Annotated in this window: 19 protein-coding genes; 10 read left to right on the top strand and 9 right to left on the bottom strand. The window is 63.8% G+C overall.

The window, feature by feature from the left end:
* Positions 1-98 precede the first annotated feature (98 nt).
* Together LO50_RS05760 and LO50_RS05755 are read right to left on the bottom strand one after the other, a co-directional pair.
* Complete coding sequence (locus LO50_RS05760) at positions 99-1,445, bottom strand: spinster family MFS transporter (RefSeq protein WP_044314394.1); 1,347 nt, start codon at positions 1,443-1,445, stop codon at positions 99-101.
* 147 nt (positions 1,446-1,592) lie between these two features.
* Positions 1,593-2,477, bottom strand: coding sequence for an alpha/beta hydrolase family protein (locus LO50_RS05755; protein ID WP_044314393.1), 885 nt, complete (start codon positions 2,475-2,477; stop codon positions 1,593-1,595).
* Positions 2,478-2,577: 100 nt separating this feature from the next.
* Between LO50_RS05755 and LO50_RS05750 the strand changes: the two genes are divergently transcribed.
* Positions 2,578-3,156, top strand: a complete 579-nt coding sequence (locus LO50_RS05750; protein ID WP_044314392.1) for a TetR/AcrR family transcriptional regulator — start codon at positions 2,578-2,580, stop codon at positions 3,154-3,156.
* Between the two features lie 3 nt (positions 3,157-3,159).
* Here the strand turns inward: LO50_RS05750 and LO50_RS05745 are convergent, their stop codons facing one another.
* The gene (locus tag LO50_RS05745; RefSeq protein WP_044314391.1) at positions 3,160-3,945 is read right to left on the bottom strand and encodes an IclR family transcriptional regulator; all 786 of its coding nucleotides are present in this window, start codon (positions 3,943-3,945) and stop codon (positions 3,160-3,162) included.
* Between the two features lie 169 nt (positions 3,946-4,114).
* Here LO50_RS05745 and LO50_RS05740 point away from each other — a divergent pair, with 169 nt between their 5' ends.
* The 6 genes from LO50_RS05740 to LO50_RS05715 all read left to right on the top strand — a co-directional run bounded on the left by LO50_RS05740 (position 4,115) and on the right by LO50_RS05715 (position 10,785).
* The gene (locus LO50_RS05740; protein WP_044314390.1) at positions 4,115-5,740 is read left to right on the top strand and encodes an AMP-binding protein; all 1,626 of its coding nucleotides are present in this window, start codon (positions 4,115-4,117) and stop codon (positions 5,738-5,740) included.
* A gap of 294 nt (positions 5,741-6,034) precedes the next feature.
* The gene (gene rpmB / locus LO50_RS05735; RefSeq protein ID WP_003284186.1) at positions 6,035-6,271 is read left to right on the top strand and encodes a 50S ribosomal protein L28; all 237 of its coding nucleotides are present in this window, start codon (positions 6,035-6,037) and stop codon (positions 6,269-6,271) included.
* A gap of 11 nt (positions 6,272-6,282) precedes the next feature.
* Positions 6,283-6,438: a 50S ribosomal protein L33 gene (rpmG, locus tag LO50_RS05730; RefSeq protein ID WP_003284185.1), complete on the top strand. Its 156-nt coding sequence runs from the start codon at positions 6,283-6,285 to the stop codon at positions 6,436-6,438.
* A gap of 192 nt (positions 6,439-6,630) precedes the next feature.
* A complete protein-coding gene (locus tag LO50_RS05725) occupies positions 6,631-8,781 on the top strand; it encodes an adenosylcobalamin-dependent ribonucleoside-diphosphate reductase (protein ID WP_023444204.1) in 2,151 nt (716 codons plus the stop codon).
* Positions 8,782-8,842: 61 nt separating this feature from the next.
* A complete protein-coding gene (locus LO50_RS05720) occupies positions 8,843-9,550 on the top strand; it encodes a TSCPD domain-containing protein (RefSeq protein WP_014822113.1) in 708 nt (235 codons plus the stop codon).
* A gap of 362 nt (positions 9,551-9,912) precedes the next feature.
* Positions 9,913-10,785 (top strand): DMT family transporter, encoded by an 873-nt coding sequence (locus LO50_RS05715; protein WP_044314402.1) that lies wholly within the window; start codon positions 9,913-9,915, stop codon positions 10,783-10,785.
* 39 nt (positions 10,786-10,824) lie between these two features.
* Here LO50_RS05715 and ppnN read toward each other — a convergent pair whose 3' ends face one another.
* The 6 genes from ppnN to LO50_RS05685 form a co-directional block, all read right to left on the bottom strand.
* Positions 10,825-12,198, bottom strand: a complete 1,374-nt coding sequence (gene ppnN, locus LO50_RS05710; protein WP_014822111.1) for a nucleotide 5'-monophosphate nucleosidase PpnN — start codon at positions 12,196-12,198, stop codon at positions 10,825-10,827.
* A gap of 202 nt (positions 12,199-12,400) precedes the next feature.
* The gene (locus LO50_RS05705) at positions 12,401-13,330 is read right to left on the bottom strand and encodes a phosphatidate cytidylyltransferase (protein WP_044314389.1); all 930 of its coding nucleotides are present in this window, start codon (positions 13,328-13,330) and stop codon (positions 12,401-12,403) included.
* 1 nt (position 13,331) lies between these two features.
* On the bottom strand, positions 13,332-13,952 hold the full coding sequence (locus tag LO50_RS05700; protein ID WP_044314388.1) for a lysophospholipid acyltransferase family protein: 621 nt from the start codon (positions 13,950-13,952) through the stop codon (positions 13,332-13,334).
* 52 nt (positions 13,953-14,004) lie between these two features.
* Positions 14,005-14,631 (bottom strand): CDP-alcohol phosphatidyltransferase family protein, encoded by a 627-nt coding sequence (locus LO50_RS05695; RefSeq protein ID WP_014822108.1) that lies wholly within the window; start codon positions 14,629-14,631, stop codon positions 14,005-14,007.
* Between the two features lie 165 nt (positions 14,632-14,796).
* Positions 14,797-15,750 (bottom strand): homoserine kinase, encoded by a 954-nt coding sequence (locus LO50_RS05690; RefSeq protein WP_044314387.1) that lies wholly within the window; start codon positions 15,748-15,750, stop codon positions 14,797-14,799.
* 24 nt (positions 15,751-15,774) lie between these two features.
* On the bottom strand, positions 15,775-16,059 hold the full coding sequence (locus LO50_RS05685; protein ID WP_003291686.1) for a DUF2782 domain-containing protein: 285 nt from the start codon (positions 16,057-16,059) through the stop codon (positions 15,775-15,777).
* Positions 16,060-16,135: 76 nt separating this feature from the next.
* Between LO50_RS05685 and polA the strand changes: the two genes are divergently transcribed.
* The 3 genes from polA to tssI all read left to right on the top strand — a co-directional run.
* Entirely contained in the window at positions 16,136-18,880 is a 2,745-nt protein-coding gene (polA, locus tag LO50_RS05680; RefSeq protein ID WP_044314386.1) for a DNA polymerase I, read from the top strand.
* A 527-nt stretch (positions 18,881-19,407) separates the two neighbouring features.
* Entirely contained in the window at positions 19,408-19,926 is a 519-nt protein-coding gene (locus LO50_RS05675) for an Hcp family type VI secretion system effector (protein WP_003286458.1), read from the top strand.
* Positions 19,927-20,109: 183 nt separating this feature from the next.
* On the top strand, positions 20,110-21,422 hold a 1,313-nt coding region (gene tssI / locus LO50_RS05670; RefSeq protein ID WP_044314385.1), incomplete at its 3' end, for a type VI secretion system tip protein TssI/VgrG.

Here is a 21,422-nt window from a genome sequence, read left to right as displayed (position 1 = left end):
CTGAAGTTGACGCCGTACAAGGCTTATTGGGCAGTAACGATCTGACCGCCGGCGACCAGTGCACGCAATGAATGTACTGGCCGCCATGCGTCGATCTGTCACGCCGGGGCTGGTGTGGCTACACCTTGCGGCTTCCACTCCTGCAAGCGATCCAGGCTGCCGCGGTAATGCTTGAGCCCCATGCCGAGCAGGACTATCGCGCCAACCAGCGCAACGCCGGTGACGATCAGCAGCGAGTAGCGCAGGGCGTTGTCGTCGCCAAAGACGAAGTCGGTGCCCAGCGCCACGGCGGTCGGGCCGATGCCGAGGCCGACCATGGTGATGACGAACAGGTACACCGCCGACGCCTGGCCGCGCATGGAGTTGGGCATGATCTCCTGGATCGCCGCCGGGCCGACGCCGAAGGGCATGGCGATGGTGAAGACGTGCAGGGCGATCAGCGCCAGCGCCAGTTCGCCGGTGCCGGCCAGGTAGGCGAGATTGAGTGGCAGGGTCAGCGCGGCGGAGATGATGCCGACGCGCAGCGGTGCGTCGCGATAACCGCGGCGGTGCAGCAGGTCCGACAGCCGCCCGCCGGCGATAATGCCGATCGAGCCCGCCACCGCCACCACCGAGCCGTAGAGCACGCCGACGTCGCTGGCCGACCAGCCGTAGGTGCGGATGAAAAACGTCGGAATCCACGCCGAACTGCCGTAGGCGGCGAACGCCAGGCAGGCGAAGCCGAAGTTGTGGCACAGCACGGTGCGGCGGTTCTGGCGGATATAGCCCGCCACCTCGCTGAGTGGCACCTCGACGCCGGCGCCGACGCCCTTGCGCGACGGCTCGCGGATCAGCAAGAGCACGGCGGTGAACAGCACGCCGGCTGCACCGAGCACGAGGAAGATCAGCTGCCAGGGTCGGACCATGCCGAGCACCGGCAGCTCCACATCACCTTGGGCCGAGGCGAACTTGACCACCAGCCCGCCGAGCAGAAAGGCCAGACCGGAGCCGATGTAGATGCCCATCGAATAGACGCTCATCGCGGTGCCGCGCAGCTTGGGCGGGAAGCTGTCGGCGATCAGCGAATAGGCCGAGGGCGACAACGCCGCCTCGCCGACACCGACGCCAATGCGGAACACGAGAAACTGCCAGAAAGTGCGCGCGGTGCCGCACAGGGCGGTCATCAGGCTCCACACCAGCACGCCGATGGCGATGATGCCGCGGCGGCTCTTGCGGTCGGCCAGGCGTCCGATGGGCACGCCGCAGATGGTGTAGAACACCGCGAAGGAGAAGCCCATCAGCAGGCTCATATGGGTGTCGGTGATGTCCAGGTCGCGGCGGATCGGCTCGACCAGCAGGTTGAGGATCTGCCGGTCGACGAAGGACAGCACGTAGGCGAGCATGAGGATGGCGACCGTGACCCAGGCGCGGGTGCTCGAGGGGTAGCCGTTATTGTTGTTGTGCATGGCGAGGCTCCATTGGCGAGTAGGGCTGTAACCAGCCCATCCTCACTTTTGTCGGAGATCAGCCATCCGGCAAGGTGAATAACCCTCGCATATGTTTCGAAATATGCTAGAGGTGTTCCGCTCTGCGAAACTGATGTGTTTGTACGCTCACACTACCGTTTGTTGTTGGTTTGGTATCAGCTCTGGCAACAAACGCGGCGTCCAGAGGTTGTCGGCGAAACCGCGACGGAAGAAGCCGAAGTGGCCGATCCGCGTGGCGCCAATTTCCGCGGGCGCGATGCGCTGCATGGTTTTCGGTGCCGAGCTGTAGAAGCCATGCAGGGATTCGGTGTTGCGCGCCGACATCATCTCGTCGTCGCTGAAGGACAGTGAGGTCAGGGGCGTGCGCACGGCTGCGAAGGCCTGGCGCATGGGCTCGCCCTCGACACCGACCAGGTAGTCCGGGTGCAGGCACCAGCGCCGCCACTGGCGAATCACCCCAGCGGGCAGGTCGCCGACCGCCCCGATGCGACCGCCCGGGAAGTAGCCGGCCATGGCGGTCAGCACGGGTGCCAGGCCATGCCAGAGCAGCCAGGCCTTGTTGCGGATCTGCGGGCTGTTCTCGCGCCAGTAGCCGCTGCCGGCGGCGATGGTGACGATGCGGGTCAGGCGCTCATGGCCTTTGACCAGTGGCAGGATCTGCGCGCCGACACTGTGGCCGATCCAGTACAGCGGCAGCTCACCGGCAACCTCGGCCGCCGCGGCGAGCACCGCGCTGCAGTCGTGGCGCGCCCAGTCGAGGATGTCGACGTTCAACTGGCGGAGCGGCACCCGCCGCGAGCGGCCCATGCCCAGGTAATCGAAGGTCACCGCCAAGTAGCCTTGGCCGGCCAGCCAGTTGGCGAAGTCGGTGTAGAAGCGCTGCGGCACGCCCATCGCCGGCGCGATCAGCACGACGCCGCATGGCAGGCTGCTCGGCTGATACCAGTAGCTGGACAGGGCATGGCCGTTGCCGTTGTCGATGGAGCGTTCTTCAACCTGTATCGTCGCCATCTTGTTGTTCTCCGCGCTTCTGCGATTGCTGCGATCGGTGCAGTATACGAAGAGTGGAAGATAATTCTAGAAAAATATTCTAGTTCAGACTGGAGGCCGGATGGCCCGTAGTAGCCGCAAGCAGGAAATCCTTCAGGCCGCACTCGCCTGTTTCACCGAGTTCGGCGTGGAGGCGACCACCATCGAGATGATTCGTGATCACTCCGGCGCCAGCATCGGCAGCCTCTATCACCACTTCGGCAATCGTGAGCGGATCATCGCCGCGCTGTATCTGGAAGGCATCGGTGAGTACGCCGCGCTGCTGGAAGCCGGGCTGATCGAGACGCTGGACGCGGAAGCCTGCGTCCGGCTTTTCGTCACCAGCTACATCGACTGGGTGGTGGCGAACCCGGATTGGGCGCGCTTCGTCCTGCACAACCGCGGGCGGGTCGAGGCCGGGGAGATGGGCGAACGGCTGCGCGAGGTCAATCGCGCCCACGGTGAGCGGGTCGGAGCGATTCTGCGGCGCCATCGGGAAAGCGGAGCCTTTCGGCGGATGCCCGGCGACTGCTTTCTCGCGGTGGTGATCGGACCCTGCCATGACATGGCGCGTAACTGGCTGGCGGGCCGGTCCCGCACCGCGCTGGCCGACTGCCGCGAGCTGCTCGCGGACATCGCCTGGGCCAGCGTCAGGGCCTGACGATCAGACGCCGAGGCTTTCGATATCCCGAGCGAGCATTTCCAGCTGGTGGGCCAGCGAGTTCTTCAGGGTTTCCTCGCTGAGCTGGAATGACGGCGCGCCACAGGTGAGCGCCATGATGCTGCCGTCGGCCAGGTGTAGCGGCACGCCAGCGGCCATCACGTTGCGGTCCCAGTCGCCCAGCGACAGGCAGAAGCCGTGCTGCACGAACTCCTCGAACGAGGCGTGCAGCGAAGCCTCGATGGCGTCCCAGTCATCACCGTACTTGCTGGCCAGAGCGGCCATCAGATGCTCGCGTTCCTTCTCCGGGGTGGCGGCGAGAAAGGCGCGGCCAGCGGCGGTGGTGGCCAGCGGCAGACGCACGCCGGCGTCCATGCGCAGGGTGGTGACCTCGGCCGGGCGGCAATTCTCCACGTAGATCATCGACAGCCGGTCGCGGCAGGTCAGGCCCACGGTGGTGTTGGTGCGGCGGGCGAACTCGTCCATGTACGGCTTGGCCAGCTGGCGCACGCGCAGGTTGGAAACGTAGGCGTAGCCGAGCGCCAGCACACCGGAATCGAGTTGGTACTTCTCCAGCTGCTGCGAATAGCTGAGGTAGCCGAGCTTGGTCAGCGTGTAGGTCATGCGTGACACGGTGGGCTTTGGCAGCCCGGTGATGCGTGCGATGTCCTGATTACCCATCACCACCGAGCCATGGGTGAAGGCACGCAGCACGTCCAGCCCGCGGGCGAGGGCCTCGACGAACTTGCGATCCTTGGGTGTGCCGGTGTCTTCGATGTCGTCGCTCATGGTCTCGGTCTGTCTGGCTAGTGGGCAGCGGTGGCGAACGATAGCAGATCGCCCGACGCCGGGCAGTGCGGCCATTGGCGATCGTTGCGACGGAAAAAGCGATCTACTACTATCGGATTCGACATCCAGTTTCGCACAGTAAAACAATAATTCATTTTGGAGAATGTCGATGTCCGCTTCCGTGCAAGGCTACGTGGCTACCGAACTCGCCCGTGGCGGCTACCAGAACGTCCATGACCTGCTGGCTCAGGCCTGCGCGAAGCATCCGCAGCGCGCGGCATTTTCCTGTGGCGACGACCAGCTCACCTACGCCGAGCTGGGCAGTCTTGCCGACGCGTTCGCGCGCTACCTGCGGCATCACGCCGGGCTGCAACCCGGTGACCGGCTGGCGCTGCAGCTGCCCAATTCGTTGCAATATCCCATCGCCGTGTTTGGCGCACTCAAGGCCGGGCTGGTGATCGTCAATACCAATCCGCAGTACACGGCCGCCGAAGCCCGCCATCAGTTCCGCGATTCCGGCGCCAGGGCGATCCTTGTGCTCGATCGGCTGCTGCCGCTGGTACGCGCGGTGCAGGCGGACACCGAGCTGGAGCACGTAATGCTAACCAGCGTCGATGATCTGCAGAGGCCGATTCACGAAGGCAGCGAGGCGGGAACGCAGCGCTTCATGCAGGCCCTGCGGCTGGGGGCGGAAAGCCCGCCTCTGGAACGCGAAGCAGGCCTCGACCGGCTGGCGTTGTTGCAGTACACCGGCGGCACCACCGGTGTGTCCAAGGGCGCGATGCTCAGTCACCGCAATCTGCTGGCCAATGTGCTGCAGACCATCGAGCTGTTCGACAAGCCGGGTCTGCTGGAGCCTGAAAAGGACGTGCGCATCGCGCCGCTGCCGCTGTATCACATCATGGCCTTTGCCACGAACTGCCTGAGTTCGGTGGGCATGGGCCTGCACACCGTATTCATCCGGGACGGGCGCAATCTGGACGAAACCATCGGTGCCATGCAGCGCTATCCGTTCAGCCTGCTCAGCGGCATCAACACGCTGTTCGTCGGGCTGATGAATCACCCGGAGTTTCGCAGCATCGATTTCTCCAATCTGAAGTGGGCGACGTCCGGCGGCGCGCCGCTCAGCAGTGAAGTCGGGCGTCGCTGGCAGGCACTGACCGGGGCGCCGATCCGCGAAGGTTTCGGCCTGACCGAGGCCTCGCCTGTTGTGGCGACCGGTACACAGCTGAGCCCTTACCGCGAGGGCTACATCGGCCAGGCGCTGATCGAAACCGAGCTGCGCACCGTGGATGACGAGGGCAACGACGTAGCGCCGGAAATGCCGGGCGAGCTATGGCTGCGCGGCCCGCAGGTGATGCAGGGCTACTGGCAGCGGCCGGACGAGACGGCCAAGGTGCTCACGCCCGAGGGTTGGCTGAAGACCGGCGACATCGCTTTGCTGGATGCCGCGGGCTTCGTGAAGATCGTCGATCGCAAGAAGGACATGATCCTGGTCTCCGGCTTCAACGTCTTTCCCAACGAGATCGAGGATGTGCTGATGCAGCATCCATCCGTGCGTGAATGCGTGGCGGTCGGCGTACCGGATGCGCGCAAGGGTGAGGCAGTGAAGGTCTTCGTCAGCCTCAAGGACGATGCGGCCGACGAGCAGGCGTTGCTCGAGCATTGCCGGCAGTACCTCACCGGCTACAAGATGCCGAGCTATCTCGAGCTGCGCGACGAGCTGCCGAAGACAGCCGTGGGCAAGTTGCTGCGTCGGCAGCTGCGCGACGAGGCGCGGGGTAGCGCAGGTTGATTGCCACCTATATATAGGTGGTGAGCTGACGAACGGGCTGCAGTGCTCAGGCCCCGGTCGGCATCGAGCAACAACTCTCGAAGGCACGGCAGTCGGGCGGAAATTTCAATCCGCGCTTGTTGCTCTAGGGGGTTTCTGATATAAAGCAGCGCTCTTTTCTAGGGGCCCGGTATCTTCGTTCGCAACGTGGCCGGTAAGACCCCCATGAAACGTGGCGCTGAGCGCCGAACTGACAAGTGAATTCAAGCGGCCAACCCATGCCGGGTTGGGCATGTGGTTTTAGAGGGCTGAGGCATGTCGAGAGTCTGTCAAGTTACCGGTAAGGGTCCGGTAACCGGGAACAACGTTTCCCACGCAATGAACAAAACCCGTCGTCGTTTCCTGCCGAACCTGCAGCATCATCGCTTCTGGGTCGAGTCGGAGAACCGCTTCGTCCGTCTGCGCCTGAGTGCCAAAGGCATGCGCATTATCGACAAGCGCGGCATTGACGTCGTTCTGTCCGAGCTGCGCGCCCGCGGCGAAAAGGTTTAAGGAGAGCAATCATGCGTGACCTGATCCGTTTGGTGTCCAGCGCCGGTACCGGCCACTTCTACACCACCGACAAGAACAAGCGCACCACCCCCGACAAGATCGAAATCAAGAAATTCGATCCGGTCGTACGCAAGCACGTGATTTACAAGGAAGCCAAGATCAAGTAATTGATCGGCCCTTGAAGAAAGAACCCGCCTCTCGGCGGGTTTTTTCGTTTCTGGCGAACGCTTGGTGTCGGTGCCTGAAGCCAGTCGTCGTTCGCGTTGCCTAGTTTGATATGCATCATGTACGGCGCCTGTCGAATTCGCCTATCGTGCGAGCTTCTTTTCTCCCACTTTCGGCACGAGGATGCGCAGCGCATGGCGAAGACGGACGGGCCCATCGCGGCAGACAGCAAGAGCACTTCCAGCATCGCCCTGCAGGCGGCTTCCGAAGATATCTGGGCACAGAAATACCGTCTGACCAGCAAGGACGGCACGCCGATCGATGACAGCGTCGACGCCACCTGGCAGCGCGTCGCCCGCGCCCTGGCTGACGTCGAGCCGGCCAAGCAGCGCGAGCACTGGCACGAGCGTTTCCTCTGGGCGCTGCGCAACGGCGCCATCCCGGCCGGACGGATCATCTCCAACGCCGGCGCGCAGGATTACAAGCCGGCTACCTCGACCATCAACTGCACTGTCTCGGGTTCGATCACCGACTCGATGGATGACATCCTCGGCAAGGTCCACGAGGCCGGTCTGACGCTCAAGGCCGGGTGCGGCATCGGCTACGAGTTCAGCACCCTGCGTCCGCGCGGCTCCTTCGTCTCGGGTGCCGGTGCGCACACCAGCGGCCCGCTGTCGTTCATGGATATCTTCGACAAGATGTGCTTCACCGTGAGTTCGGCCGGCGGCCGCCGCGGCGCGCAAATGGGCACCTTTGATGTCGGCCATCCGGATGTGCGCGAGTTCATCCGCGCCAAGCGCGAAGACGGCCGACTGCGCCAGTTCAACCTCAGCCTGTTGATCACCGATGAATTCATGCAGGCGGTGGAGGTCGACGGCGAGTGGCCGCTGATCTTCCCGGTGCACGCCAAGGAAGCCGCCGAGCTTGACCTGGCGGACGCCGAGCATGTGCTCTGGCGCGAATGGCCGGTGCATGACGGCTACATCGTGCGTGACGATGGCCTGGTGGCCTGCAAGATCTACGGGCGGGTCAAGGCGCGGCATCTGTGGGACATGATCATGGTCTCCACCTATGACTACGCCGAGCCGGGCTTCATCCTCATCGACCGCGTCAACCAGCTGAACAACAACTGGTGGTGCGAAGCGATCCGTGCGACCAACCCCTGTGGTGAGCAGCCGCTGCCGCCGTACGGCTCGTGCCTGCTGGGCTCGATCAACCTGACCAACTTCGTCATCGACCCGTTCGGTGCGGACGCGCGCTTCGACTGGGACAAGTACCGCGAGGTGGTGCGTGTCTTCACCCGCATGCTCGATAACGTCGTCGAGATCAACGGCCTGCCGCTGGAGCAGCAGCGCCACGAGATCGAAAGCAAGCGCCGCCATGGTATGGGTTTCCTCGGTCTCGGCTCGACCCTGACACTGCTCAAGCTGCGCTATGGCAGCCCGGAAGCCTGCGTGTTTACCGAGGAAGTCGCCCGCGAGATGGCGCTGGTCGGCTGGGAGCAGGCGCTGGAGCTGTCCAAGGAGAAGGGTCCGGCACCGTTGCTGAGCCAGACCTTCGAAGTCACCGCCGAAATGCTGCGCAAGCGTCCGGAGATGGCCAAGGACGGTTACAAGGTCGGCGACCAGATCGCCGGTCGCGTGCTGCACGCCAAGTATTCGCGTTACATGCAGAAGATCGCCGAGTACGCGCCCGAGCTGATCGAGGCGCTGGCCGAGCAGGGCGCGCGCTTCACCCACCACAGCTCGATCGCGCCTACCGGCACCATCAGCCTGAGCCTGGCCAACAACGCCTCCAACGGCATCGAGCCGAGCTTCGCCCATCACTACTCGCGCAACCTGATCCGTCCGGGCCGCAAGGCCAAGGAGAAGATCGAGGTGTTCAGCTACGAGCTGCTGGCCTATCGCACGCTGATCAACGAGCGCGCCAAGCCGGGTTCCGACGAGCCGGGCGAGAAGCTGCCGGACTACTTCATCACCGCCGATGACGTCAGTCCGACCCAGCACGTGGATATCCAGGCCGCCGCGCAGCGCTGGGTCGATTCGTCGATCTCCAAGACCGCCAACGTGCCGACCGATTATCCATTCGAGGCGTTCAAGGACATCTACCGCTACGCCTGGCGCCAGGGCCTCAAGGGCTGCACCACTTTCCGCTTCAATCCTGCAGCCTTCCAGGGCGTGCTGGTCAAGGAAGCCGATCTGGAAAAGACCCTGTACCGCTTCACTCTGGAGGACGGCAGCGTGGTCGAGCTCAAGGGCAACCAGGAGGTCGAGTACGACGGCGAGGTGAACACCGCCGCCAACCTGTTCGACGCCCTCAAAGAAGGCTATTACGGCAAGTACTGAACCGGACTGCCAATCGTATAAGCGCCGGGCCATCGCTGCGCCCGGCAGGAGAATCTGCACAATGACCGTAAAGATCACCCAGCGCATCAAGGGCTTCAAGGTCGTCGACGAGGCCCTCGAACGCCCCGCGGCCGCTGCGACCAATACCGATAACAAGACGAGCAAGGCCGTTAACGTGGTGGAAATGGACGAGAGCCTGCAGCGTCCTGAAACCCTGATCGGCATGACCTACAAGATCAAGTCGCCGCTGTTCGAACACGCGCTGTACGTCACCGTGAACGACATCGTGCTCAACGCCGGCACCCCGCACGAGCAGCGCCGGCCGTTCGAGATATTCATCAATTCGAAGAACATGGACCACTTCCAGTGGATCGTAGCGCTGACCCGCATCATGTCTGCGGTGTTCCGCAAGGGTGGCGACTGCACCTTCCTCGTCGAGGAGCTGAAGGCGGTGTTCGATCCGCGCGGCGGCTACCTGAAGAAGGGCGGCGTCTACATGCCGTCGATCGTGGCCGAGATCGGTGCGGTGCTGGAGCGCCATCTGATCGCCATCGGCATGCTCGAAGGCCATGCACTGGACGAAACCCAGCTCAAGTACCTGGCCGAAAAGCGCGCCGCCTACGAGGCCAGTCAGGGTGCGGTGGCTGTCGAGCCGGGCGAGGGCTTTCCGGCCGGCGCGCAGCTGTGCAACAAGTGCAACACCCAGGCTGTGGTGCAGATGGACGGCTGCGCGACCTGCCTGAATTGCGGCAATTCCAAGTGCGGCTAAACGGCTTGCGTTGATTTCGCCTGCCGTGACGCTCGTCAGGCCCGCTTTACCCGGCGGGCCTGGCTCTGCTAGTTTTCGGGCTGCATACAGCCCTTCCGGCCTTTGACCCAATGTCCTTCATTGCTCACAGCCAGTTTCTCGTGAAGCCAGCCGATCTTGGCGCGGCCCGGCTGTGCGCAATCGTCCCACCTCCCTCTGTCGTTGCCGATCTGGCAATCGCGCCGCCACCTCCACAGGCGGTCGCGTTGGGCTGATCCGCCCACATTTCGCAGCTCCGGTTTTCGCTTCCGATCCTTCCGGGTCGGTGCGCGCACGCTTTCGGCGTTCGCTGGAGCCTGTTTCGCTTCGACAGGTAATCAATGATGACTTTCAACAAATCGTTGTGGACGTCCTATGGCGTCATGACTGTGTTCGTATTGCTGTGGGGCAGTGCGGCCATCTTCACCCGCTGGGGGCTGGACCACGGCACCCCGTTTGCCCTTCTGATCGTGCGCTTCGCGCTGGCGCTGGGTATCGTTCTGTTGATCGGCCTCTACCGTAGGCGCTGGCGGCCAGCGCTTGGCGCTGCTTGGCAGACGGCGGCGACCGGGCTGCTGATGATCGGCTGTTATTCGATCTGCTATTTCCAGGCCATGGCCCATGGCGTGACGCCGGGTGTGATCGCGACGCTGCTTGGCGTGCAGCCGATTCTCACCCTGTTGCTCCTCGAACGACGCTTCTCGCCGCTGCGTCTGCTGGGATTACTGGTGGCACTGGCCGGGTTGGCCGCGGTGGTATTCCAGAGTCTGGTGCTGGCACGTTTCTCGCTCGCCGGGATGCTCTTCGCCCTCGGCGCGCTGCTGCGCATGACAGTGGGTGCGATCCTGCAGCAGCGCGTTCGCCAGAGCCCGGTGGAGGTGCTGCCGACCCAGTACGGGATCAGCCTGCTGCTGTGCCTTGCGTTCGTGCCGTTCCAGCCGATCCGCCTGGAAGCGGTGACGGGCTTCATCATTCCGGTGCTGTGGTTGGGTCTGGTGATCTCGGTGGCGGCGCAGCTGCTGCTGTACCGCATGATCCAGACCGGCAATCTGGTGAACGTCACCAGTCTGTTCTACCTGGTGCCGGTGGTGACCGTGGGGATGGATTACCTGTTCCTCGGCAATCAGCTGTCGCGCACCGGCTTGCTGGGAATGGGGGCCATTCTGCTGGGGTTGGCGCTGGTGTTCAGGGCCGCACCGCAGCCGCATCGCGGATGAAAAAAGGCCGGGCGGTTGCCGCCCGGCCTTTCGGCAGCTTCAGCTGACCACGCGGTAGCACGGCGTGTAGGGCACGCCGCCGGGCAGCTTCATGCGGTGCTGCTCGACGAAGGCCTGCAGCAGCTTGTCCAGCGGTTGCATGATCGCCGTGTCGCCGTGGATCTCGTAACGGCCGTATTGCTCGATGCGGCGGATACCCTTGTCCTTGACGTTGCCGGCGACGATGCCGGAAAACGCGCGGCGCAGGTTGGCGGCCAGCTCGTGGGGCGGCAGGTCGCGGCGCAGCGGCAGGCTGGCCATGGCCTCGTGGGTCGGATCGAAGGGTCGCTGGAAACCTTCCTCGATCTTCAGCAGCCAGTTGAAGTGGAAGGCATCGTTGCGCTCGCGGCGGAACCGTCGTACTTCGCGCAGGCCCTCGGTCATCTGCCGGGCCACTTCGGTAGGGTCGTTGAAGACGATCTGGTAGCGCTTCTGGGCTTCCTCGCCAAGGGTTGCGCCGACGAAATCGTGCAGCTGCTGCAGATAGTCCGCCGCATCGCTAGGTCCAGTGAGAATGACCGGGAAGGGCACTTCACGATTGGCCGGGTGCAGCAGGATGCCGAGCAGGTAGAGGAACTCCTCGGCCGTGCCGACGCCGCCGGGGAAGATGATGATGCCGTGACCGACGCGGACGAAGGCTTCCAGACGTTTCTCGATGTCCGGCAGGATCACCAGCTCGTTGACGATCGGGTTCGGCGCCTCGGCGGCGATGATGCCCGGCTCGGTCAGCCCCAGATAGCGGCTGCCAACGCGGCGCTGCTTGGCGTGGGCAATGGTGGCGCCCTTCATCGGCCCCTTCATCACGCCCGGGCCGCAGCCGGTGCAGACATCCAGGCTGCGCAGGCCCAGCTCATGGCCGACGCGCTTGCTGTACTTGTACTCTTCGGTGCTGATCGAGTGGCCACCCCAGCACACCACCATGTTCGGCTCGATGCCCGGGCGCAGCGTGCGGGCGTTGCGCAGCAGATGAAAGACGTAGTCGGTAATGCCCTGGGAAGTGCTCAGATCGATGCGCGCGCTGCTCAGTTCGCTCTCGGTATAGACGATGTCGCGCAGCGCGCTGAAGAGCATCTCGCGGGTGCTGGCGATCATCTCGCCATCGACGAAGGCATCGGCCGGTGCGTTGAACAACTCGAGGCGTACACCGCGATCCTGCTGCAGGATGCGCACCTCGAAGTCCTCATAGGCTTCGAGGATGGTCTTGGCGTTATCGATGCGCGTGCCGGTGTTGAGGATTGCCAGGGCACACTGGCGGAACAGCTTGTGCGTGCTGCCGGAACCGACTTCGCTCAGTTGCTGTACTTCGCGTTGCGACAGGGTTTCCAGGCTGCCTTTGGGGGTAACCGAGGCGTTGATTACGTTGCGTTGGGTCATTGATGATTCCTGAATTCGATGGCGACACCATCGCGGAGCTGGTGCACCGAAACGGCGGCTGCGTGCCGCCATCTTAACGCGGTGGCGCAGCGGCGGTGGGCGATCCGTTCGGTAGGCGAGAGGCAAATCGCTCCGAGAGCCGTGGCAGGTTCGACCCTCGGGGCGATCGGCGGTTCGCCGGGCAGCGCAAGTGCCAGGCTGGTCAGGTCCAGCCGTAGCGCACCAGGTGGAAGAAGATCGGCGCGGCGAAGCAGACCGAATCGAGCCGGTCGAGCATGCCGCCGTGGCCCTCGATCATGTGCCCCCAGTCCTTGACGCCACGGTCGCGTTTGATCGCCGACATCACCAGGCCGCCGAAGAAGCCCAGCAGGTTCAGCAGCAGCGCCATCAGCGCCGCCTGCCACCAGGCGAACGGGGTGATCCAGAACAGCGCCGCGCCGATCAGTGTCGCGAGGAAGATCCCGCCGACGAAGCCTTCGACGGTCTTGGACGGCGACAGACGCGGCGCGATCTTGCGCTTGCCGGACAGCTTGCCGCAGACGTACTGCAACACGTCGGAGAGCTGCACGACGATGATCAGCCAGGCGATCAGCAGCAGGTTGCGACCTTCGTAGCCGGCAATTTCCAGGGTGAGCAGGGCAGGGACGTGGGAGACGCAGAAGACTGCGATCATCAGGCCCCATTGCACCTTCGAGGCACGTTCGAGAAAGCGCGTGGTGTCGCCACCCAGCGACGCCAGGATCGGCAGCAACAGGAACACGTAGACCGGAATGAAGATGGCGAACAGGCCGTACCAGCCGACCGCCACCAGCAGATACTGCAGCGGCAGCACCAGGTAGAACGCCGCGACCAAGGCCGGATAGTCGCTGCTGCGTATCGGCGTCAGCGTCATGAATTCGCGCAATGCGAAGAACGACACCAGGTAGAAGAGGATCACCACGGCGGTGTGGCCGAGCCAGAAGGCGATGCCAATCAGCGCAACCATCACCCACCAGGCATTGATGCGGGCGTTGAGGTTGTCGATCACCGGACTTTCGCCGCCGCTGCGACGCTTGAGGACGAAGCCGATCAACGAGGCCAGGGCGAGCAGGGCGCCGATACCGGCGAACAGCAGCAGGGTATTGCGTTCCATGTCAGTCTTCCTTCGGGGCCAGTTCTAGCAAAGCCAGGCGAGCGCGCTGCAGAAACGCGTCCTTGTCCTCGTCCTTTTCGATACTCATTGGCGCACCGAAGCTGACGCTGCACAGCAGGGGCAGCGGCAGGCTGCGGCCCTTGGGCATCACGCGATTGAGGTTGGCGATCCACACCGGCACCAGCTCCACGTCCGGACACGCCAGGCCCAGGCGATACAGCCCGCTCTTGAACGGCAGCAGGCCTTCTTCCAGATTGCGCGTGCCCTCGGGGAAGAGGATCAGTGAATCGCCGCCGGCCAGGGCGTCGAGCATCGGTTGCAGCGGATTCGACTCCGGGCCGCTGCGCTCGCGATCCACCAGCACACCGTTGAACAGGCGATGGATGACGAAGCGGCGCAGCGCGCTGCTCTGCCAGTAATCGGCGCCGGCGACGGGCCGAGTCCTGCGCCGCAGGTCAGGCGGTAGCGATGCCCAGAGCAGCACGAAATCACCGTGGCTGCTGTGGTTGGCGAAATAGATGCGTTGCCGGTTGAGCGGCGCGCAGCCGATCCAGAGGCTGCGCGTACCGGTCAGCAGGCGTGCAACGGAAGTGATCGCGAAGGCGAGCAGGGCGCCGGACATGGGATGTTCCTCGGTATCGGGCGGGAAGTCGGTGGTTCGGGCGGGTGGCGGTTCAGTCCGCTTCGGCGGGCGCCGATGCGGTTTCCGCCAGGCCTTGTCTGACCCGGTTGCTCAGCGTGAGGATCGACAGCCCGGCGATCAGCAGCAACAAGCCGTTGATCCAGGCGGCTGGCAACAGGCCCAAGGCGACGCCGGTGGCCAGCACGCCGAAGGCGAAGGCCCTGTCGCTCTTGCCCATCGGGCCGTCGTAACGGCGTGAGGCGCCCACCATCGGACCGAGCACACCGGCGTACTCGGTCAGCGCTGCGAGCACCACCACCAGCACCACGGCAGCTGGCCAGACGCCGGTCACCAGCGCGAGCGGCAGGTAGAGCGCCGCATCGGCGGCCACATCGCAGAGTTCGTTGAGGTAGGCGCCGAGCTTCGATTGCTGGCCGAATTCTCGCGCCAGCATGCCGTCGATGGCGTTCAGTGCCATGCGCAGCAGCATCCACAGTGGGATCAGCAGGAAGATCCAGAGGTGCTCGATCAGCAGCGCGACCGCCGCTGCGACTGCCAGCGACACGACCAGCGCTGCCAGCGTGACCTGATTGGCCGTGATGCCGCTGTCATGGAGGCGCTGGACCAGTGGGCGTAGTAGTGCCTGAAAACGGGGCTTGAGCTGATAGATGGAAGGCATGCATCGATTCCTTTCGATGATCGGCGAGTCGCGCGTTTCGGCTAACGCCAGCGCGCATCCTGTGCGCCCGGCACTTTGGGGTAAAGCCCCGGCGGTCGCAAGCTGCGCTGGAAAATTTGCGAGGTGTTGAACGCTTTCGCGCGGGGTTTGTGTCTGGGATTCGATTTAGAAAGCGAAAGGCAGCGCGCTGGACGGATGCTGGCGCGCCTTCAGCAGCCGGTAAAACTCATCGGGATCTTTCACCTGCACGTCCGTCTTGCCTTCGTGACGCTGCGCCGCGATCAGTCGCGATAGCCAGAAACGCACGCAGGCCACGCGCAGCATCGGCTGCCAGAGCTCGGCTTCGGCCGGGGTGAAGCGGCGCAGTGCGGAGTAGGCCGCCAGCAAGGGTTCGCTGCGTTCACCGTCGATCTCGCCATTGGGGTGCGAGCACCAGTCGTTCACGGCGATGGCCAGGTCGTAGAGCATCGGCCCGGAGCAGGCGTTGTAGAAGTCGATCACACCGGTCAGGTGGCTGCCTTCGAACAGCACGTTGTCGCGGAACAGATCGGCGTGCAGGTTGGCGCGCGGTAGGGCGAGGAGTTTCGGCCGCAGCTCGGCGATCTCTGCCAGGCCTTCGCGCAACAGCGGCAGCTGGTCCTCGGACAGGCTCAGCGCCAGGCTTGGCCCCTGTTCCTGCATCCAATCCAGACCGCGGTCGCTGGCGCGTTCGAGGATGTGCTCGCGGGTGGCCAGATGCAGACGCGCCAGCAGCCGGCCGACCTCGGCGCAATGGTGCGGATTGGGCGCCATCACATGCTTGCCGGGCAGGCGCGGCTGCAGCAGCGCAGGCTTTTCCGCCAGCTTGCGCAGCGCCTCGCCCTGCTCGCTGCGCAGCGCATAGGGCACCGGCAGGCCGGCGCGGTGCAGCACGTCGAGCAGCTCGATGAAGAACGGCAAATCCTGGATCGGACCACGCTCGATCAGCGTCAGAACGTATTCGCCCTGTTCGAGGCTGACGAAGAAATTGCTGTTCTCGCTGCCTGCGACGATGCCCTGGAAGTCGCGCAACCGGCCGAGCCGGTACGGCGCCAGAAAGGCTTCCAGTTCATCGCGTTGCAGGGGCGTGAATACCGACATGCTGTCCTCCCGGCGGTTGATCGGTTACCAGCTGAAGATCTTCCAGGAGGGGATCAGCATGTCCGGCTGGTCGGAACGGACGAAGTTGCCGTCGTTGCCGTCTGCTCGCACCAGAAAGTACGGTTTGCCATGCTTGGGCGTGACTTTCACGGCATAGAGGAAGCCATTGACGCGGTATTCCTCGACGGTACGGTCGCCTTCCTGACGGATGGTTACGTCGGGCTCGCCGTCGACCGACTCCTGGGCAAAACCGGCCAGGGGAGCGCACGCCAGCAGGCTGGCCAGCATCAGGTGTTTGAGAGCGCGCATGGTAACCTTGTCCCTTTGTCGATAAGTGGTCCTTGGCATTCTAGCTCCGGGCCCGCCGAAAAGGTTGATTCCGCTCATGAGCCAAGCTCCCCTCATCCTGGTGGACGGTTCGTCCTACCTCTATCGCGCCTTCCATGCCCTGCCTCCTCTGACCACCTCAACCGGAAAGCCGACCGGCGCGGTCAAGGGCGTGCTGAACATGCTGCTCAGCCTGCGTCGGCAATACCCGGACAGTCCGTTCGCGGTGGTTTTCGATGCCAAGGGGCCAACCTTTCGCGACGCGCTGTTCGAGAACTACAAGTCTCATCGTCCGCCGATGCCGGATGACCTACGCTCCCAGGTCGAGCCGCTGCATGCCAGCGTCCGCGCCCTCGGCATGCCGCTGCTGTGCGTGGAAGGCGTGGAGGCCGACGACGTCATCGGCACCCTGGCGCGCCAGTGCGCGGCGCTCGGCCGCGACGTGATCATCTCCACCGGCGACAAGGACATGGCGCAGCTGGTCTGTCCGCACGTCACGCTGGTCAACACCATGACCGGCAGCGTTTATGACATCGAAGGCGTGAAGACCAAGTTCGGCGTCGGCCCGGAGCTGATCATCGACTTCCTCGCGCTGATGGGCGACAAGGTCGACAACATTCCTGGCGTGCCAGGCGTGGGTGAAAAGACCGCTTGCGGCCTGCTCAACGGCATTCCCGGGGGGCTCAAGGGGCTTTACGACAACCTCGATCAGGTCGCCGGCTTGCCGATCCGTGGTGCCAAGTCATTGGGCGCCAAGCTCGCCGAACACCGCGACGCCGCCTTCATGTCCTATGAGCTGGCGACCATCAAGCTCGACGTGCCGCTGGACGTCGAGGTCGCCGACCTGATGCCCGGCGAGCCGCACCGCGAGGCGCTGATCGCGCTGTACCGCGAGCTGGAATTCAAGAACTGGCTGGACGACCTGCTGCGCGAGGCCAAGGCCGCCGGCGAGAACTGCGAGGTGCAGCCCGAAGGCTGCTCGATCCAGGCCGAAGCCGAGTACACCACGATCCTCGATCAGGCCGAGTTCGATGCCTGGCTCGAGCGCCTGAAGAACGCCGAGTGCTTCGCCTTCGATACCGAAACCACCAGCATCGATGCTCAGCGCGCCGAGCTGGTCGGCGTGTCGTTCGCCGTCGAGCCGGGCCAGGCGGCCTATGTGCCGCTGCGTCATTCCTACATGGGCGTGCCGCAGCAGCTTGAGCTGGATGCCGTCCTCGCCGCACTCAAGCCGCTGCTGGAGGATCCGGCGAAGACCAAGATCTGCCAGCACGGCAAGTACGACATGAACGTGCTGATGCACTACGGCATCGAGATGCGTGGCATGACCTTCGACACCATGCTCGAATCCTACGTGCTCGACTCCACCGCCACTCGCCACGACATGGATAGCCTGGCGCTGAAATATCTCGGCCGTGGCACCATCCGTTTCGAGGACATCGCCGGCAAGGGCGCCAAGCAGCTGACCTTCGACCAGATCGCCATCGAACAGGCCGGCCCCTACGCCGCCGAGGACGCCGATGTCACCCTGCGCCTGCACCAGACCCTGCTCGGCAAGCTGGAACAGACGCCATCGCTGCTCAAGGTGCTGAGCGAGATCGAGATGCCGCTGGTGCCGGTGCTGGCGCGCATCGAGCGCAACGGCGCGCTGGTCGATGCGCAGTTGCTCGGCCAGCAGAGCGTCGAGCTGGGCGACAAGCTGGTGCAGCTGGAACGCGAGGCCTTCGATATTGCCGGCGAGGAGTTCAACCTCGGATCGCCCAAGCAGCTCTGCGCGATCCTCTATGACAAGCTCGGCTGCCCGGTAATCTCCAAGACCGCCGGCGGCCAGCCGTCCACCGCGGAAAGCGTGCTTGCCGAACTGGCCGAGCAGGATTACCCGCTGCCCAAGGTAATCATGCAGCACCGCTCCTTGAGCAAGCTCAAGGGCACCTACACCGACAAGCTGCCGCAGCAGATCAACCCGCGCACCGGGCGCATCCACACCAGCTACCACCAGGCGGTGACCGCCACCGGCCGGCTGTCCTCCAGCGACCCGAACCTGCAGAACATCCCGATCCGCACCGCCGAGGGCCGGCGCATCCGCCAGGCTTTCGTCGCGGCGCCGGGTTACAAGCTGCTGGCGGCCGACTACTCGCAGATCGAGCTGCGCATCATGGCCCACCTGGCGCAGGATGCCGGCCTCTTGCACGCCTTCCAGAACGACCTGGACGTGCACCGTGCCACGGCTGCCGAGGTGTTCGGCGTGCCGCTGGAGCAGGTCAGCAGCGACCAGCGCCGCAGCGCCAAGGCGATCAACTTCGGCCTGATCTACGGCATGAGCGCTTTCGGCCTGGCCAAGCAGATCGACGTCGGCCGCAAGGAAGCGCAGGAGTACATCGACCGTTATTTTGCCCGTTACCCCGGCGTGCTGGCCTACATGGAGCGCACCCGCACTCAAGCCGCCGAGCAAGGTTATGTCGAGACGCTGTTCGGTCGCAGGTTGTATCTACCCGAGATCAATTCGAAGAACGGCGCCATGCGCAAGGGCGCCGAGCGCACCGCGATCAACGCGCCGATGCAGGGCACCGCAGCGGACATCATCAAGCGCGCCATGATCGCCGTGGACGGCTGGCTGCAGCAGAGCGGGCTGGATGCGCGGGTGATCCTGCAGGTCCACGATGAATTGGTGCTGGAAGTGCGCGAAGACCTGGTCGAGCAGGTCCGCCAGCAGATCTGTCCGTTGATGAGCGAGGCGGCCCAGCTGGACGTACCGCTGCTGGTCGAAGCAGGCGTTGGCAACAACTGGGACGAGGCCCACTGACCGTGCTGCCGAAAAATGTCGCTAGTCGACGAAATTTTTTTCCTCCGCGTTGAACTTCCGCTGCAACCATCCGGTCAGAGCATGCGAAGGGTGTAAAAGCCCTTCGATGCTCCTTGTTGTGTTAAGTGTTGGCAGATCTCTGGACCCCGCCCTAGCGGTCCGGATTTGGACCTCGAACTTCCCCCTCCCCCAATGAAGTTCGAGGTTTTTTTTGCCTGCAGAAAAGTGGATGAGGCCTCACCAGGGGCAATGTCTTGCGCAATTTTTTGCGCAGCATTCTGTGGATAAGTTTGTGGGTAAGCTGTTCGCAGTGCGATGAGTCGCGAGCTTGGTGGGCGTTGCGCAACTTGTTGCCATGGCTGCGCAGGAACTTGCGCAGCTTTCTGTGTCTGGCATCACTTCTGCTATTCGGGTTGTGTGATGAAAATTAACTATCTCTTTGACAAATAAGCATTTTTTTATTTTGGCACGGCGCTTGTTGTTACGAAATGGCCATTTGGCACTCATTTCAGACAAGGAGAGCACCCATGCCAACACCCGCGTATCTGTCCCTCGAAGGCACCAAGCAAGGCCTGATCACCGCCGGCACCTTCACCGAGGACTCGGTTGGCAACATCTTCCAGGAAGGCCATGAGGACCAGATCCTGGTGCAGGCCTTCCAGCATCAGGTCATCATCCCGCGTGACCCGCAGTCCGGCCAGCCGACAGGCCAGCGCGTACACAAGCCGCTGATGATCACCAAGGTATTCGATAAGTCGTCGCCGCTGATCTTCAACGCTCTGACTTCCGGCGAGCGCCTGAACAAGTGCCGTCTGGAGTGGTACCGCACCTCGTCCACCGGCACCCAGGAACACTACTTCACCATCGAGCTGGAAGATGCGGTGATCGTCGACGTGCAGTCGCGCATGCCCAACTGCCAGGACCCGAACATGTCCCATTTCACTCATCTGGAGGACGTGTACTTCACCTACCGCAAGATCGTCTGGACCCACGAGGTTTCCGGCACCTCCGGCTCCGACGACTGGCGCACCCCGATCGCTGGCTGATTCGCCGCGGTCCCGCTTCGGCCAGGCTCGCCTGGCCGAACGCTTTTTGCGAAGCACTGAACAGATTCCGCCATCGTCGTTCTGGAATGCGCGAACCATGCATTCTAGAGCGGCCGGCCTGTGTTACACGGGGCTCCGCAAGCGCCCATGCGCTGATACATGGACTGAACAGGAGGAACATGGATGTTCGCCCCCGCCAACCAGGCCCACTTCACGCTTTCCCTCGAAGGCATCGAGCACGACTTCAAGGTGCTCGAATTCCAGGGCCGCGAGGCCATCAGCCAGCCCTATCGCTTCGACCTGGAACTGGTCAGCGAGCACCCCGATCTGGATCTGGAACGCCTGCTGCATCGCCCGGCCTTCCTCGCCTTCGCCCCGGACGGCAGCGGTATTCATGGGCTGGTGCATCAGGCCGCTCAGGGTGAATCCGGCCAGCGCCTGACCCGCTATCGGCTGACGCTCGTGCCGCAGCTGGCCTATCTCGCCCATCGCACCAACCAGCGCATCTTCCAGCACCTCAGCGTGCCGCAGATCGTCGCTCAGGTGCTCGAGGAGCACGGCGTCCAGGCCGACGCTTACCGCTTCCAGCTCGGCCCGGTGATCTACCCCGCGCGTGAATACTGCGTTCAGTACGACGAATCGGACCTGCATTTCATCCAGCGTTTGTGCGAGGAAGAGGGTATCCATTACCACTTCGAGCACAGCACGGCCGGCCATGTGCTGGTGTTCGGCGACGACCAGACAGTCTTTCCCAAGCTCGCCGCCACCGCCTATCAGCAGGAAAGCGGTCTGGTCGCCGACCAGCCGGTGATCAAACGCTTCGGCCTGCGCCTGGAAACCCGCACCAGCCGCGTCACGCGCCGCGATTACGATTTCGAGAAGCCGCGCCTGACCATGGAGGCGGCCTTTCACAGCGACTTCCAGCCGGATCTCGAGGACTACGACTACCCCGGCCGCTTCACCGAGCGCACCCGCGGCAAGCACCTGTCGCAGCGCGCTCTGGAACGCCATCGCCACGACTACGAGCTTGCCGAAGGCGAAAGCGACCAGCCGCGACTGGCCAGCGGACATTTTCTCCCGCTCAGCGAGCACCCCCGCGCCGACTGGAACCAGCTCTGGCTGCTCACCGAAGTGTTGCACGAAGGCAAGCAGCCGCAGGTGCTGGAAGAGTCGATCACCAATCATGTCGATACCGGTGACGGCTTTGCCCAGGGCTACCGCAACCGTTTCATCGCCACGCCCTGGGACATTCCTTTCCGCCCGGCACTGGTCCATATGAAGCCGAAGGTTCTCGGCAGCCAGACCGCCGTGGTCACCGGCCCGGCCGGCGAAGAAATCCACTGCGACGAGTACGGCCGAGTACGCGTTCAATTTCACTGGGACCGTGAGGGCCAGGCCGACGACAAGACCAGCTGCTGGCTGCGCGTCTCCTCCAGCTGGGCCGGTGACTGCTACGGCGGCATCGCGATCCCGCGCGTTGGCATGGAAGTGCTGGT

The sequence above is a fragment of the Stutzerimonas stutzeri genome (genome assembly GCF_000935215.1).
In the GTDB taxonomy this organism is placed as follows: domain Bacteria; phylum Pseudomonadota; class Gammaproteobacteria; order Pseudomonadales; family Pseudomonadaceae; genus Stutzerimonas.
This window is presented reverse-complemented; position numbering and strand designations above follow the sequence as displayed.

What these genes read in the sequence shown, in the direction of transcription:
- polA (WP_044314386.1), top strand. Translation starts at nt 16,136, where the DNA reads ATGAGCCAAGCTCCCCTCATCCTGGTGGACGGTTCGTCCTACCTCTAT.
- ppnN (WP_014822111.1), bottom strand. Translation starts at nt 12,198, where the DNA reads ATGACCCAACGCAACGTAATCAACGCCTCGGTTACCCCCAAAGGCAGC.
- LO50_RS05715 (WP_044314402.1), top strand. Translation starts at nt 9,913, where the DNA reads ATGACTTTCAACAAATCGTTGTGGACGTCCTATGGCGTCATGACTGTG.
- rpmG (WP_003284185.1), top strand. Translation starts at nt 6,283, where the DNA reads ATGCGTGACCTGATCCGTTTGGTGTCCAGCGCCGGTACCGGCCACTTC.
- LO50_RS05705 (WP_044314389.1), bottom strand. Translation starts at nt 13,330, where the DNA reads ATGGAACGCAATACCCTGCTGCTGTTCGCCGGTATCGGCGCCCTGCTC.
- LO50_RS05740 (WP_044314390.1), top strand. Translation starts at nt 4,115, where the DNA reads ATGTCCGCTTCCGTGCAAGGCTACGTGGCTACCGAACTCGCCCGTGGC.
- LO50_RS05695 (WP_014822108.1), bottom strand. Translation starts at nt 14,631, where the DNA reads ATGCCTTCCATCTATCAGCTCAAGCCCCGTTTTCAGGCACTACTACGC.
- rpmB (WP_003284186.1), top strand. Translation starts at nt 6,035, where the DNA reads ATGTCGAGAGTCTGTCAAGTTACCGGTAAGGGTCCGGTAACCGGGAAC.
- LO50_RS05750 (WP_044314392.1), top strand. Translation starts at nt 2,578, where the DNA reads ATGGCCCGTAGTAGCCGCAAGCAGGAAATCCTTCAGGCCGCACTCGCC.
- LO50_RS05745 (WP_044314391.1), bottom strand. Translation starts at nt 3,945, where the DNA reads ATGAGCGACGACATCGAAGACACCGGCACACCCAAGGATCGCAAGTTC.
- LO50_RS05760 (WP_044314394.1), bottom strand. Translation starts at nt 1,445, where the DNA reads ATGCACAACAACAATAACGGCTACCCCTCGAGCACCCGCGCCTGGGTC.
- LO50_RS05755 (WP_044314393.1), bottom strand. Translation starts at nt 2,477, where the DNA reads ATGGCGACGATACAGGTTGAAGAACGCTCCATCGACAACGGCAACGGC.
- LO50_RS05720 (WP_014822113.1), top strand. Translation starts at nt 8,843, where the DNA reads ATGACCGTAAAGATCACCCAGCGCATCAAGGGCTTCAAGGTCGTCGAC.
- LO50_RS05675 (WP_003286458.1), top strand. Translation starts at nt 19,408, where the DNA reads ATGCCAACACCCGCGTATCTGTCCCTCGAAGGCACCAAGCAAGGCCTG.
- LO50_RS05690 (WP_044314387.1), bottom strand. Translation starts at nt 15,750, where the DNA reads ATGTCGGTATTCACGCCCCTGCAACGCGATGAACTGGAAGCCTTTCTG.
- LO50_RS05725 (WP_023444204.1), top strand. Translation starts at nt 6,631, where the DNA reads ATGGCGAAGACGGACGGGCCCATCGCGGCAGACAGCAAGAGCACTTCC.
- LO50_RS05685 (WP_003291686.1), bottom strand. Translation starts at nt 16,059, where the DNA reads ATGCGCGCTCTCAAACACCTGATGCTGGCCAGCCTGCTGGCGTGCGCT.
- LO50_RS05700 (WP_044314388.1), bottom strand. Translation starts at nt 13,952, where the DNA reads ATGTCCGGCGCCCTGCTCGCCTTCGCGATCACTTCCGTTGCACGCCTG.